Below are 12,846 nucleotides of genomic sequence, written 5' to 3' on the forward strand. Positions count from 1 at the left end.
GTGCGTGCGTGGTTCGCTGCGCGGCCGCGTTACCATGTGCACTTCACGCCCACCTCGGCGTCATGGATCAACCTGGTCGAACGCTTCTTCGCGCTCATCTCGGAACGCTGGATCAAACGCGGTTCGCATCGCAGCACTCGGGAACTCGAGGATTCCATCCGCGAATACCTGGAGACGTACAACGATGAACCCCGACCGTTCATCTGGCGCAAAACAGCCGACCAGATCATCGCGTCCATCGCCCGTGTAAGTGATCGCCTCAATAATGATGCGAACTATTGTTAAAGGACACTAGGCGCAGCGCACGGATGCTCCATCTCGCCTCCACGGCCCGGCTGCTGGGTGTCCTGCTGACGCTGTTCAGTCTGGCGATGCTGCCGCCGGCGGCCATCGGCTTTCTGTACGGGGAGTCCACCGCGTACGTGTTCCTGCAGGCCTTCGCCCTCCTGTTGCTGATGGGCGGGCTGCTGTGGGCGCCGTTGTACCGCATGCGCCAGGAGCTGCAGGCGCGCGACGGCTTCATCCTGGTGGTGCTGTTCTGGCTGGGGCTGGGGATCGCCGGGGCGACACCGCTGTACCTCGACCCGAGCCTGCAGGTGTCCTTCACCGATGCCGCCTTCGAGTCGATGTCCGGGCTGACCACGACCGGCGCCACGGTGCTGACCGGGCTGGATGATCTGCCGCGGGCGCTGCTGTGGTATCGCCAGCAGCTGCAATGGATGGGCGGCATGGGGATCATCGTGCTGGCGGTGGCCATCCTGCCGCTGCTGGGCGTGGGCGGCATGCAGCTGTTCAAGGCCGAGACTCCGGGGCCGATCCGCGACAACAAGCTGACGCCGCGAATCGCCGAGACCGCGCGCAACCTCTGGTACATCTACCTGGGCCTGACCGTGGCCTGCGCGCTGGCCTACTGGGCCGCCGGCATGGATGCCTTCGATGCGATCGCGCACTCCTTCACCACCGTGGCGATTGGTGGCTTTTCGACCTATGACGCCAGCATCGGTCATTTCGACTCCGTGGCGATCGAGATGGTCGCCATCGCGTTCATGGTTCTGGGCGGGATGAACTTTGCTCTCCACTTTCTGGTGCTGCACCGCGCGACCTGGAAGCCTTACCGGCGGGACGAGGAGTTACGCGCCTACCTCCTGGTGCTCGGCTCGGCGATCGTCCTGGTGGTCGGTTTCATGCTCTGGAGCGGGTTTACCGATCAGTTCGGGGATGCATTGCGCCGCGGGGTCTTCCATGTCGTGTCCATTGCGACCACGACGGGATATGCCACCGACAGCTTCTACCTGTGGCCCGGTTTCCTGCCTGTGTTGTTGATCCTCCTGTCGTTCATCGGTGGCTGTACCGGTTCCACCGGTGGTGGCATGAAGGTGGTGCGCGTGCTGTTGCTGGTGAAGCAGGGGCTGCGCGAGATCAAGCGTCTGATCCACCCGCACGCGCGGATCGCCGTGAAGGTCAACGGGAAGGAGGCCCCGGATCGCGTCGTGCAGGCGGTGTGGGGCTTCCTGGCGGCCTACGTGATGGTGTTCGTAGTGATGATGCTGGGGCTGATGGCATCCGGTCTGGATCAGGTGACCGCGTTCTCGGCAGTGGCCGCTTCGCTGAACAACCTGGGCCCCGGTCTGGGCGAGGTCGGGCCCAACTTCCAGTCGATCAACGATTTCAGCAAGTGGGTCCTGGTGGTTGCGATGCTGATGGGGCGCCTGGAAATCTTTACCGTGCTGGTGCTTCTGTCGCCCGCCTTCTGGCGGCGTTAGCCTGACTGTACGCATCGGCACGCGCCGAGGGAGGTACCCCATGAGCGACATGATCGAACGCTTCCAGAATATGCTCGACGGCGGCCAGGATTCCGCCATGCTGCGTTTCTCGCTGGGCAATGCCCTGGCGACCGATGGCCAGCTGGAGGCCGCAGTGCCACATCTGCAGCGGGCGCTGGATCTGGACGGCGGTTATTCCGCGGCCTGGAAGCTGCTGGCGAAGACGCTGGTGGAGCTGGAGCGCCCCGAGTCGGCCCTGTCCACCTGCGAGCGCGGTATCCGCGTGGCCACCGAGAAGGGTGATCTGCAGGCCGCGAAGGAGATGGAGGTCTACGCCAAGCGCGCCCGCAAGCAGCAGGCCGCCACGGACGGGCCCGCCGGCGGTGCTGGGGGCGCATGAGCGCTGTCGACGACGAAACCGGGCGGCGCGAGGACGCTGGTGCCTACCAGGCCCCGCTGACCGCCGCGCACTTCGCCCCGCGTTACTGGGGAAGCTGGCTGTTGCTGGGCCTGGCCTGGGTGCTGCAGGAGTTGCCGCGCCCGGCCGTGCGCGGTCTCGCCGGCGGGCTGGGCCGGCTGATTCGCCGGCTGGCCGGGCGCAGTCGGGCGGTGGTCGAGCGCAACCTGGAGCTGTGCTTCCCGGCGATGACCGCTGCGGAGCGCGCCCAGCGCCTGGAGGCCTATTACCGCTACCAGGCGCAGACGGCGCTGGACTACGGGTTGCTGTGGTTCGGCAAGCCCGGCCAGCACGCCGCCCGCATTCGCATCGAGGGTCTGGAGCACTACGAGCGCCTGCGCTCCGGCGGGACGCCAGTGATCATCCTGGCGCCGCATTCCCTGGGGCTGGATTACGGCGGCGTGCGCATGAGTCAGATGTTCGACGGCGTGTCCTTCGCCAAGCCGATGAAGAACCCGGTGCTGGAGTGGATCAACCACCGCAGCCGCACGCGCTATTCCGGCGATATCTTCGCCCGCGACCAGGGCCTGCGCCCGGCCATTCGCCAGCTCAAGCGCGGTCGCTTCTTCTATTACCTGCCGGACGAGGACTTGGGCGCGGAGGGCGCGGTATTCGTGGATTTCTTCGGTGTGCAGAAGGCCACGCTGACCGCGCTGGCGCGTCTGGCGCGCATGTCGAAGGCGGCGGTCCTGCCCAGCTTCGCCTGGTATGACGCGGCGGCGGACCAGTACGTGATGCGCCTGTGGCCGCCCCTAGAAGACTATCCCTCGGGGGATGATGCCGTCGATGCGCGGCAGATGAACGCCGCCATCGAGCGTGGCATCGAGCAGGCCCCGGCGCAGTACCTGTGGTCCATGCGCCTGTTCCGCACCCGGCCCGAGGGCGAGCCGCGCCTGTACCCCGCGCGCGAGCGCAAGGGAAACACTGATTAATGCACACACTCGCGTTGGCACCCCAGGTTTTCCGAGACAAGGCGCGTCGTGCAGCGGGTAGTGGTTCTACCCGCAAGCGGCGCAACGCAGGATCGGGGAACCTGGGGTGCCAACCCCACGGGGCTCGGCCGCTTTTGCGCGCGCACGGCGTTGCGGCTCCCTTGTGCAGAATGACTGCACGGCAGTCACCGCGCCTTGTTCGCACGCAAAAGCGACTCGAGCGCGAGCGCGTGCATTAATCAGTGTTTCCCTAACTCCGCCGGCCATGCCCGAGGGCGACACGATCCACAAGCTGGCCGCCGCGTTGCGGCCGGTACTGGAGGGCGCAACGCTGACTGCGGTAGCGACCCGCACCCGGCGCGGCGATCCGTTGCTCGAGCATGGCGCGATGACCGCCGGGACCGTGCAGGCCCGGGGCAAGCACTTGTTGCTGGATCTTGCAGCTGCGGATGGCCGGCCGTGGCAATTGCGCACCCACCTGGGCATGTACGGGACCTGGCACCAGTACGCCCCGGGTGTCGCCTGGCACAAGCCGGCCTCCAGTGCCTGGGCCATCCTCAGCCTCCCGGAGCGTGTACTGGTCTGCTTTCACCCTCGCGAGCTGCAGTGGCGCCCGCGCACGGCGGGGGCGGCGGATGTCCCGCGTCTGGATGCCCGTGTCGGCCCTGATCTGCTGGACCCGGCGATCGACCTGGATGCCGTGGTCATGCGGGTGCGGACCGTCGCGGACCCGGCGCGCCCGATCCTGGATGTGCTGCTGGATCAGTCGCTGGCGGCGGGCATCGGAAACATCTACAAGTCAGAGGTGCTGTTCCTGCAAGGCTGTCACCCGCTGTGGCCTCTCGGGCAGGTGTCGCAGCGAGTGCTGGCGGGGCTGTACCGCGATGCCGAGCGGTTGCTGCGGCGCAACCTGAAGCCGGGTCCGCGCATCACCCGCGAGCGCGCCGAGGAGGGGGCGTTCCTGAACGTCTATGGCCGCCGTGGCGAGCCCTGCCGACAGTGCGGCGTACCGGTCGAATATGCCCTGCTGGGCGAACACGGCCGCTCGACGTACTGGTGCCCTGTCTGCCAGCCGAGGGAACCCGCCGCCTGAACGCAGGTACCAATGGACATCGGACCGAACAAGGAGCGAGCCATGAGCAAGCGCAAGCATATCCTGGGACGTGTAACGGTGGTTCCCATGACCGTGGGCCTTCTGGTGGCATGCACCGGGTCCTCCGGGGTCTCGGCCGAGGGCCTGGAGGGCGGGCAGCAGGATCTGCAGGTCAGCGTGCTGCACGAGGAACTGAATCACCCCTGGGCCATCGCCTTCCTGCCCGAAGGCGGTGCACTGATCAGCGAGCGCCCGGGCACCCTGCGCTGGTTCGAGGACGCCGAGGCCTTCGACGGGCGGGGCGCGCTGGTCCCGGGGTTGCCGGACGACCTGCAGGCGCGCAACCAGGGCGGGCTGCTGGATCTTGCGCTGCACCCCAATTTCGCCGACAACCGCTGGCTGTACTTCACCTACTCGGCGAGCGTGGAGGGCGGACTGACGACCCGCCTGGCGCGTGGGCGCTTCCAGGATGGCGAGCTGCAGGACGTGGAGACACTGTTCACCGCCGAGCCGGGTGTCAGCGGCGGCCGGCACTTCGGCAGCCGCATCGTGTTTGACCAGGCCGGGTACGTGTACATCAGCGTGGGTGACCGCGGCGATCGCGATCATGCGCAGGACACCTCCACCCATATCGGCAGCATCATCCGGCTGCATGACGATGGTTCGGTGCCGGATGACAACCCGTTGGTGGATGAACCCGACGCCCGCCCGGAGATCTGGGCCTGGGGTGTGCGCAACCCGCAGGGCATGGTGATGGACCCCGAGACCGGCACCTTCTGGCAGAACGAGCATGGCCCGCGCGGGGGTGACGAGGTCAACATCATCGAACCCGGCCTGAACTACGGCTGGCCGGTCATTACCCACGGCGAGGAATACCGTGGCGGTCAGGTGGGCGAGGGTCTGACCGAGAAGGAGGGGATGGAGTCGCCGCTGCATCACTGGACGCCTTCCATTGCCCCGTCCGGCATGGCGATCCTGCGCGATCCGGCCTTTGCCGACTGGGATGGTGAGCTGCTGGTCGGCGGACTGGCGCACCAGACGCTGCGCCGCCTGACCTTCGACGGGCGCGACCTGGTCAATGAATCCGAGGTGCTGCCGGATCTGGATCGCCGTGTGCGCGACGTGCGCGTGCACGAAGGCGCAATCTACGTACTTACCGACCACAACCCGGGGGAGCTGATCCGGCTCACCCCGGCTGACTGATGGAGTCGCCCATGTTCGCATTTTCCGAGCCGCGCATGCCTGCGCCCGAGCAGGCCTTGCCCGGGCGCGAGGAGCCGATGCCGGTGCCCGGGCGCCACATGGTGCTGGGAACCCCGTTGGCACCGCCGTACCCCGAGGGCATGCAGGTGATTCAGTTCGGCATGGGCTGCTTCTGGGGCGCCGAGCGCCTGTTCTGGCAGCTGGACGGGGTGTACTCCACCAGCGTCGGTTACGGTGGGGGCTATACCCCGAATCCGACCTATCGCGAGGTATGCAGCGGCCAGACCGGGCACACCGAACTGGTGCGTGTGGTATTCGATCCGCGGCGAGTCGACCTGGATGCGCTGTTCCGCACCTTCTGGGAAGGCCACGACCCGACCCAGGGCATGCGCCAGGGCAACGACGTCGGTACCCAGTACCGCTCCGCGATCTACACCACCGATGCGGAACAGCTGGCGGCCGCCGAGACCAGCCGCCAACGCTTCCAGGCCGCGCTGGACAAGGCACGGGGCGGAACGATCACCACCGAGATCGTCGAGGGGCCTGCGTTCTATTTCGCCGAAGAGGATCATCAGCAATACCTGGCCAAGGTCCCCCACGGCTACTGCGGCCTCGGCGGCCTCTCCGTGCCGTACCCGGCCTGAGCGCTTGCCCTTCTTCGTGTCTTCTTGGTGAATCGGGTTTTAGCCGGTATTGGCGGCGGCCCGAACGAGGGCGTGGAACAGACGCTGGTGGCGGCGCTTCTGGGGCAGGTATTCCGGGTGCCACTGCACGCCGATGCACCAGCCGCGGTCGGCCTCGATCGCCTGTACCACGCCGCTGGCCTCGCGGCCGGCGACCCTTAGCCCGCGACCCAGGCCATCCACCGCCTGATTGTGCAGGGCGTTCACGTGTAGCGTGGCGTCGCCCAGGATGTCGGCCAGGTGGCTGCGCGGCTCCAGCTGCACCGGCTTGACCGGCAACAGGCTGCGGGCCTGCGGTGTTTCCACGTAGAACTCGCCCAGGTCGCGCTGCAGCGTGCCGCCGCGCACCACGTTGACCAGCTGCATGCCGCGGCAGATGCCGAGGATCGGCCGATGGTCGTCCAGCGCGCGGTGGATCAGGGCCTTCTCCAGGCGGTCGCGGTCGGCGTCCAGTACGCCGCCGTGCGACTGGAACAGCCGGCGCAGCAGCCACAGGGCCGGGTAGAAGAGATAGCCGATCAGGCGCTGCGAGAGGCGGCGCTCCGCCTGGCGGATGGCGGCCGCATCCGGCCCGTCGGGCAGGGTCTCGCCGTAGAGCTCGGGGTCGACATCCGCCCCGCCGCCCACGATCAGTCCGTCGAACGGGCAACGGCCGCGCGGCTTTCCCGGGCGCAACCGCAAAGGGCGGCCTCCCGCGCGCCACACCGCCAGGGCGGTGAACAGCCAGGCCGGACCCCCGCCCTGGTCCGGCCCGGTGATCGCGATCACCGGGCGAAGGGCTTGGGGCGTGACCCGGCTGGTTGCATTGGGAGCCGAGTCAGAACCAGTCACGGAGGCGCTGGCTCCAGTCGTCGGCCCAGCGGCCGAGGGCCTGGCCGGGGCGGTCCAGGTATTCCCGTGACAGGCGCTCCAGGCGTTCCGGATCCGCCGCCAGACGTTCCACCTCGACCCAGCCATTGAACGGTCGCGCCAGGCTCCAGTCCGGGTCGTCGATCTCGCAGTTCGGCAGGCGGTAATGGAAGGCCGGGCGCGGTTTGATCAAGTCGTGTTCCACCGGTGCGGCGTTGACCCGTTCCGGGTCCAGGTGGGCAAACAAGGGCAACAGGTCCAGTGGTCGGTTGCGCGTCGGGCTGTGCGCCAGGTAGGCATCGATCAGGCCGGCCTGATCGGGTTGGAAGTCCGGGTCCAGCATGTGGCGTACAAAGGGCCCGGGAAACGCGCGAATGTAGGGCGACAGTCGCCGTGCCAGGTCGATTGCGCCGGCCGCGGTGAGGGCCTCGGCCATCAGCAGGAAGCTGCGCAGGATCGCCAGCAGCCACTCGGCATCGGTGCGGTGGATCTCGATATTGATCTGCAACCCGAAGGCGTAGAGAAACGAGCGTTCGGTGCCCTGGGCGCCGGCCTCTTGCAGGGCCGCGCGTACCCGGTCCAGGCGGGGCAGGTCGGCCACCGGGATCGGCGGGGCCACGATTTCATGCGGCACCAGGCGGCCGGCAGCGTCGGCCAGCCAGCGATCCAGCGCCGCCTTGTCGGAGTCGTCCAGCGAGATGCCCAGGCGCGCGAGATGCTCGCGGTAGGCCCGGTCCTTCAGCACCCGGGCGTCCAGTTCCAGCTGGAAGTCGCCGACGTCGGTATCGCGCACGCGGGCGACGAACGCACTGTCCGGTTCGATCTGCCCTCCGAATTCGGCCTTTACTGCTTCGGCCATAATCTCCAGCGAGACCCCGGCCATCTCGATCTCTACCCCGATGCGACGCGGTTCGCCCTCGGGGGTGTCGGGCCACGGGAGGTCGTGGAAGGGCTCGCTCATGCGTGTCTCGAAGCCGTGCAAGGAGAGCTCCATGATAACGGCTCGGTGTACCTCGTGCGGCCCGGGCAGTAGGATAGGCGCCGACCTACAGGAGCCCGCCGAGCCCATGGATCGAATCTATCTGCGCGACCTCGAAATCGATGCCGTTGTTGGTGTCTACGACTGGGAACAGCGGATCCAGCGCCGCCTGCGATTCGACATCGAACTGGCGGCGGATACCCGCATCGCCGCCTATTCCGGCGAGATCGGCGATACCGTCGATTACGAGGCGGTGGCCAACGCGGTGCGGGCCATCGTCACGCGCGAGCCGCACGCGCTGCTGGAATCCCTGGCCGAAGAGATCGCCGAAACCCTGATGGCCCAGTTCGGCACCCCCTGGGTGCGCATCAAGCTGGGCAAGCCCGGAGCCGTCCCCGGTGTGCGCGAGGTCGGCATCGAGATCGAACGCGGCACCCTCGCTTCGCCCGCCTAGCTTCTCCCCTTCTTCCAGGGTCGTCCCGGCCCACCCTTCTATTGATCCGGTTCTGTTGATTCACGCCCGCCCGCTGCGGGAGTCAGACCTCGTTCACACTTTTGCTTGATCGCACCATTGCGGTGCGTGTGCACTTTTAGTGCGCACCGTAAAGAGGCAAAAGCCCGTGGTTCGGCCGCAACACGTGTTGTGAAAAGCCGATTTTTGCTCCGTTCTGGTACTTGGCACAGCCCGTGCAAGGACCGGGTGTCGACTACGCGACATTCGATTGACCAACCGGAGAAAGATCAATGACGAAGTTCAAGCGTTCCATCCTGGCTGCGGCAGTACTGGCGACGGGCGGCACCGGCGCCCTGGTGGCGACCTCCACCGCGACCGCGGAGTTTTCCGGGAACATCACTATTGCGTCGGACTACGAGCTCCGCGGATTCTCCGAGACGGGTGGTGATGCAGCGATCCAGGGCGGCTTTGACTACGGCCATTCATCGGGCTTTTATGTCGGCACCTGGGCCTCCAACCTTGCCGGAGACGGCGATCCAGATCCCAGCTACGAGCTCGACCTGTATGCCGGATTCGCCGACGAACTGGCAAACGGTCTGGGCTATGACGTGGGCTATGTCTATTACTTTTATCCCGATGCCGATCTAGATGTTGGCTTTGGAGAAATTTACGGCGAGCTTTCTTACGACATGTTCTACGGTGGCGTAAAGGTTGTTGTAAACGAGGAAAGCGATCAGGAGTTGTTCGAAAGCGGTAGTGCCTACTACTACGCGGGCCTGGATGTTCCGTTTGCGGACGTTTATAGCGCCGGGTTCATGGTTGGTCACCAGACTTTCGATGGTGACGCTGATAGCTACGAACACTATCACGCGAGCCTGTCCCGCCACACCGAAAGCATGGGCACCTTCAGCATGAATCTGGCCTATGCGGACGTGTCGGGTGAGGATGTGCGTGCCTACGTCGCCTGGTCGCTCGATTTCTGAGCCGGTCATCGATCCAAAACCCCAATGGCGGGCTTGCGGTGAGCGGGCCCGCCCCAAGGAGTGAACCATGAAAATGATTACCGCCGTGATCAAGCCCTTCAAGCTTGATGATGTCCGCGAGGCGATCTCGGAGATTGGGGTGCAAGGCATCACCATGACCGAGGTAAAGGGATTTGGCCGGCAGCGCGGGCACACCGAACTCTATCGTGGAGCTGAATATGTGGTCGATTTTTTGCCCAAGGTCAAGCTTGAGGTGGCCGTCGACGACTCGCTCGTGGATCGAGTGGTAGAAGCAATCTCAACCGCCGCCAGCACTGGCAAGATCGGCGATGGGAAGATCTTTATTTCCCCGATCGAGCAGGTTGTTCGCATTCGAACCGGCGAAACCGGAACCGAAGCGCTTTAACGCGAAACCCCGGTCCCTTAACGAGGAATTCCAATCATGGAAATTGAACAGCAAGTTGTCGAACTCGCCTATGCGATGGACACCTTTTACTTTTTGGTGGCCGGTGCACTGGTGATGTGGATGGCCGCGGGCTTTACCATGCTCGAGGCCGGTATGGTCCGCACCAAGAGTGTGGCCGAAATCGCAACCAAAAATATCGCCCTGTATTCGATCGCCAGCATCATGTACATGCTGATCGGCTACAACATCATGTACAGCGATGGGCTCAGCTCCATTATCCCGGGGCTGGGCTTCCTGATCAGCGGCGACAACGCGGTCGCGGACGTGCTGGGTAGCGGTGGCGACATCTACTACTCCGATCGTGCCGACTTCTTCTTCCAGGTCGTGTTCGTGGCCACCGCGATGTCCATCGTCTCGGGTGCCGTGGCCGAGCGCATGAAGCTGTGGGCCTTCCTGGCCTTCGCGGTCGTGCTGACTGGCTTCATCTACCCGATTCAGGGCTTCTGGAGCTGGGGTGGGGGTTTCCTCGACCAGATCGGCTATCTGGACTACGCCGGGTCCGGCATCGTCCACTTCACGGGTGCCGCTGCGGCGCTGGCCGGTGTGCTGCTCCTTGGCGCGCGCAAGGGCAAATACGGCAAGGATGGGCGGATTAACGCGATCCCGGGCTCCAACATGCCGCTGGCCACCCTGGGTGTGCTGATCCTGTGGCTGGGGTGGTTCGGCTTTAACGGCGGCTCCGAGCTGAAGGTGTCGGACATCGAGTCCGCCAATGCCGTGGCTGCCGTGTTCACCAATACCAACCTGGCCGCGGCCGGGGGTGTGGTGGCCGCTCTGATCACGACACGCCTTGTGTTCGGGAAAGCCGACCTGACCATGGCCCTGAACGGAGCGGTTGCTGGCCTGGTCTCCATCACGGCCGAGCCGCTGATGCCCAGCCCGTTCCTGGCGATGATCATCGGTGCCGTGGGTGGCGTGATCGTGGTGTTCTCGATCGTGGCTCTGGACAAGCTGAAGATCGACGACCCGGTCGGTGCGATCTCCGCGCACGGTACCGCCGGTATCTGGGGCGTGATGGCAGTGTTGCTGTCCAACCCGGACGCGACCTTTGTCGGCCAGATCGTCGGCCTGCTCGCCATCTTCGTGTTCGTCTTCGTGGCCAGCCTTATCGTCTGGGCGATCCTGAAGGCGGTGATGGGCATCCGCCTGAGCGAAGAGGACGAGGCCATGGGCGCCGATATCGCCGAGTGCGGTCTCGAGGCCTACCCGGAGTTCACCGGGAAGCAATAAAGCTTCGTTAACCTGAAACCGGGGTCGGGCCGTAACCCGGCTCGATCCCGATACATCGTCTCCTCCGACGCCGACAAGACAGTCTCCCAGGACTTGGACGTTGGCATTTGGGCGCCCCTTTATCGGGCGCCCTTTTTTGTTCGACTCACCCTGTGGGAGCGGGTTTGCCCGCGAAGCCCCCGCCCGCGGCGGTTCTTGCGACTGATGCCCGCGGGCTACTAACACCCCGGCCGGCTCTCTTCCCAGCAAGCAGCGTCTCGCGGTCCGGCCATTCATCCCCGTACCCCGGCTTCGGTTACGATCCCGCTTTTGCCGCACCGGAAGCCTGTCGCATGGATCGCCTGCTTGACGTCCGACAACTGAAAACAGCCCAGCTGGGCCCGCTGGACCTGGCGGTTCAGCCGGGCGAACTGGTGCAGGTCACCGGCGCCTCGGGTGCCGGCAAGTCCCTGCTGTTGCGCGCTCTGGCGGATCTCGACCCCAGCACGGGGGAAGTGATGCTGAACGGCGAGGCGCGCGCCGCCATGCTGCCGGTCCAGTGGCGCCGGCGCGTGGCCTATGTGCCGGCCGAGACCGCCTGGTGGGGCGAGCACGTGGATGAACACCTGCCCGCCGATTTCTCGCGCGAGGCGGCCCTGCACCTGCTGGCACAGGTCGCGTTGCCGGAGGCCTCGCTGGGGTGGGAGGTCGAGCGTCTCTCCAGCGGCGAGAAACAGCGCCTGGGTCTGGTGCGCGCGCTGCTGAACCGGCCCCGTGTCCTGCTGCTGGACGAGCCCACCGCCAACCTGGACCTGGAGAACACCAAGCGCATCGAGCGCGCGGTGCGGGCGTACTTGGCCGAAGAAGAGGCGGCGGCACTATGGGTCAGTCATGACACGCTGCAGCGCCAGCGTCTGGGCGGGCGCATCCTGACCATCCGCGATGGCCAGTTGGAGGCAAACGCATGGACCTGATCTCGCTTTCCGCGCTGGATCTGACGCTGGCGGCGCTGCTGGTTGTCGCCCTGGCTGGCCTGACCATCTGGGCGCGCATGGGGCTGGGGCGCAGTCTGCTGATCGCCGGGGCGCGCACCGTGATCCAGCTGCTGCTAATCGGCTTGGTGCTGCAGACGCTGTTCGACCACGCGCACCTGGGCTGGGTGGCGCTGATGGCGCTGGTCATGGTGTCGATCGCCGGCTACGAGGTGATGGCGCGTCAGCAGCGCCGTTTTGCCGGGCTGTGGGGCTACGGGATCGGTGCGGTCACCATGTTCGTTTCGGCCTTTGCCGTCACCGTGCTTGCGCTGACCACGATGGTGGGACCCTCGCCCTGGTGGGAGCCGCAGTACGCCATCCCGCTGCTGGGGATGCTGCTGGGCAACACCATGACCGGCATCGCGCTGGGGCTGGACCGCCTGACCCAGACGGTCTGGCGCGAGCGCCGCACCATCGAGGCCCGCCTGGCGCTGGGCTCGGGCTGGAGCGAGGCCGTCGCCACCATGCGCCGCGAGGCCGCCCGCTCCGGCCTGATGCCGACCATCAATGCCATGGCCGCGGCCGGTATCGTCAGCCTGCCGGGCATGATGACGGGCCAGATCCTTGCCGGCGCCCCGCCGGTGGAGGCGGTCAAGTACCAGATCCTGATCATGTTCCTGATCGCCGCAGGGACTGGATTCGGTACCCTGGGCGCGGTCTGGTTCGCCTCTCGGCGCCTGTTCGACAATCGCGAACGCCTACGCCTGGACCGTCTCAAGCCTGGGCGATATTGAGGATTTT

General features: G+C 65.9%; 14 protein-coding genes and 1 pseudogene. 13 read left to right on the plus strand and 2 right to left on the minus strand.

Annotated features, from left to right (window positions below; all coding sequences use genetic code 11):
• The 7 genes and pseudogenes from D579_RS14300 to msrA form a co-directional block, all read left to right on the plus strand.
• Positions 1 to 285 (plus strand): annotated as a pseudogene (locus tag D579_RS14300) (IS630 family transposase); the annotation flags it as partial.
• 23 nt (positions 286 to 308) lie between these two features.
• Positions 309 to 1,763, plus strand: coding sequence for a TrkH family potassium uptake protein (locus D579_RS0113005; protein WP_018168356.1), 1,455 nt, complete (start codon positions 309 to 311; stop codon positions 1,761 to 1,763).
• A gap of 40 nt (positions 1,764 to 1,803) precedes the next feature.
• On the plus strand, positions 1,804 to 2,163 hold the full coding sequence (locus D579_RS0113010; protein WP_018952254.1) for a tetratricopeptide repeat protein: 360 nt from the start codon (positions 1,804 to 1,806) through the stop codon (positions 2,161 to 2,163).
• On the plus strand, positions 2,160 to 3,152 hold the full coding sequence (locus D579_RS0113015; protein WP_018952255.1) for a lysophospholipid acyltransferase family protein: 993 nt from the start codon (positions 2,160 to 2,162) through the stop codon (positions 3,150 to 3,152). Before D579_RS0113010 ends, D579_RS0113015 begins: the two co-directional genes overlap by 4 nt.
• A 265-nt stretch (positions 3,153 to 3,417) precedes the next feature.
• Entirely contained in the window at positions 3,418 to 4,245 is an 828-nt protein-coding gene (locus D579_RS0113020) for a DNA-formamidopyrimidine glycosylase family protein (RefSeq protein WP_018952256.1), read from the plus strand.
• A gap of 42 nt (positions 4,246 to 4,287) precedes the next feature.
• The gene (locus D579_RS0113025) at positions 4,288 to 5,448 is read left to right on the plus strand and encodes a PQQ-dependent sugar dehydrogenase (RefSeq protein WP_018952257.1); all 1,161 of its coding nucleotides are present in this window, start codon (positions 4,288 to 4,290) and stop codon (positions 5,446 to 5,448) included.
• 11 nt (positions 5,449 to 5,459) lie between these two features.
• A complete protein-coding gene (gene msrA, locus D579_RS0113030; RefSeq protein WP_018952258.1) occupies positions 5,460 to 6,092 on the plus strand; it encodes a peptide-methionine (S)-S-oxide reductase MsrA in 633 nt (210 codons plus the stop codon).
• Between the two features lie 39 nt (positions 6,093 to 6,131).
• Here msrA and D579_RS0113035 read toward each other — a convergent pair whose 3' ends face one another.
• Positions 6,132 to 6,899 carry a gamma-glutamyl-gamma-aminobutyrate hydrolase family protein gene (locus tag D579_RS0113035; protein WP_018952259.1) on the minus strand — a complete coding sequence of 256 codons (768 nt, stop codon included), beginning with the start codon at positions 6,897 to 6,899 and terminating at the stop codon, positions 6,132 to 6,134.
• 49 nt (positions 6,900 to 6,948) lie between these two features.
• On the minus strand, positions 6,949 to 7,974 hold the full coding sequence (locus D579_RS0113040; protein ID WP_018650569.1) for an amidoligase family protein: 1,026 nt from the start codon (positions 7,972 to 7,974) through the stop codon (positions 6,949 to 6,951).
• 73 nt (positions 7,975 to 8,047) lie between these two features.
• Here D579_RS0113040 and folB point away from each other — a divergent pair, with 73 nt between their 5' ends.
• The 6 genes from folB (at position 8,048) to fetB (ending at position 12,839) form a co-directional block, all read left to right on the plus strand.
• On the plus strand, positions 8,048 to 8,413 hold the full coding sequence (gene folB, locus D579_RS0113045; RefSeq protein WP_018952260.1) for a dihydroneopterin aldolase: 366 nt from the start codon (positions 8,048 to 8,050) through the stop codon (positions 8,411 to 8,413).
• 290 nt (positions 8,414 to 8,703) lie between these two features.
• Positions 8,704 to 9,396 (plus strand): TorF family putative porin, encoded by a 693-nt coding sequence (locus D579_RS0113050; RefSeq protein ID WP_018952261.1) that lies wholly within the window; start codon positions 8,704 to 8,706, stop codon positions 9,394 to 9,396.
• A gap of 67 nt (positions 9,397 to 9,463) precedes the next feature.
• Positions 9,464 to 9,802, plus strand: a complete 339-nt coding sequence (locus D579_RS0113055; RefSeq protein ID WP_018952262.1) for a P-II family nitrogen regulator — start codon at positions 9,464 to 9,466, stop codon at positions 9,800 to 9,802.
• A gap of 36 nt (positions 9,803 to 9,838) precedes the next feature.
• Positions 9,839 to 11,092 carry an ammonium transporter gene (locus D579_RS0113060; RefSeq protein WP_018952263.1) on the plus strand — a complete coding sequence of 418 codons (1,254 nt, stop codon included), beginning with the start codon at positions 9,839 to 9,841 and terminating at the stop codon, positions 11,090 to 11,092.
• Between the two features lie 332 nt (positions 11,093 to 11,424).
• Positions 11,425 to 12,045, plus strand: coding sequence for an ATP-binding cassette domain-containing protein (locus D579_RS0113065; RefSeq protein ID WP_018952264.1), 621 nt, complete (start codon positions 11,425 to 11,427; stop codon positions 12,043 to 12,045).
• Entirely contained in the window at positions 12,036 to 12,839 is an 804-nt protein-coding gene (fetB, locus tag D579_RS0113070) for an iron export ABC transporter permease subunit FetB (protein ID WP_018952265.1), read from the plus strand. The genes D579_RS0113065 and fetB overlap by 10 nt, the downstream gene beginning before the upstream one ends.
• The last annotated feature ends 7 nt before the right edge of the window (positions 12,840 to 12,846 follow it).

The sequence above is a fragment of the Thioalkalivibrio sp. AKL12 genome, from assembly GCF_000377925.1.
Lineage (GTDB): Bacteria > Pseudomonadota > Gammaproteobacteria > Ectothiorhodospirales > Ectothiorhodospiraceae > Thioalkalivibrio > Thioalkalivibrio versutus.

Excerpts from the sequence above, each read along its gene's own strand:
- D579_RS0113040 (WP_018650569.1), bottom strand. The coding sequence starts at position 7,974 with ATGGAGCTCTCCTTGCACGGCTTCGAGACACGCATGAGCGAGCCCTTC.
- msrA (WP_018952258.1), top strand. The coding sequence starts at position 5,460 with ATGTTCGCATTTTCCGAGCCGCGCATGCCTGCGCCCGAGCAGGCCTTG.
- D579_RS0113005 (WP_018168356.1), top strand. The coding sequence starts at position 309 with ATGCTCCATCTCGCCTCCACGGCCCGGCTGCTGGGTGTCCTGCTGACG.
- D579_RS0113010 (WP_018952254.1), top strand. The coding sequence starts at position 1,804 with ATGAGCGACATGATCGAACGCTTCCAGAATATGCTCGACGGCGGCCAG.
- D579_RS0113055 (WP_018952262.1), top strand. The coding sequence starts at position 9,464 with ATGAAAATGATTACCGCCGTGATCAAGCCCTTCAAGCTTGATGATGTC.
- D579_RS0113050 (WP_018952261.1), top strand. The coding sequence starts at position 8,704 with ATGACGAAGTTCAAGCGTTCCATCCTGGCTGCGGCAGTACTGGCGACG.
- folB (WP_018952260.1), top strand. The coding sequence starts at position 8,048 with ATGGATCGAATCTATCTGCGCGACCTCGAAATCGATGCCGTTGTTGGT.
- fetB (WP_018952265.1), top strand. The coding sequence starts at position 12,036 with ATGGACCTGATCTCGCTTTCCGCGCTGGATCTGACGCTGGCGGCGCTG.
- D579_RS0113020 (WP_018952256.1), top strand. The coding sequence starts at position 3,418 with ATGCCCGAGGGCGACACGATCCACAAGCTGGCCGCCGCGTTGCGGCCG.
- D579_RS0113060 (WP_018952263.1), top strand. The coding sequence starts at position 9,839 with ATGGAAATTGAACAGCAAGTTGTCGAACTCGCCTATGCGATGGACACC.
- D579_RS0113065 (WP_018952264.1), top strand. The coding sequence starts at position 11,425 with ATGGATCGCCTGCTTGACGTCCGACAACTGAAAACAGCCCAGCTGGGC.
- D579_RS0113015 (WP_018952255.1), top strand. The coding sequence starts at position 2,160 with ATGAGCGCTGTCGACGACGAAACCGGGCGGCGCGAGGACGCTGGTGCC.
- D579_RS0113025 (WP_018952257.1), top strand. The coding sequence starts at position 4,288 with ATGAGCAAGCGCAAGCATATCCTGGGACGTGTAACGGTGGTTCCCATG.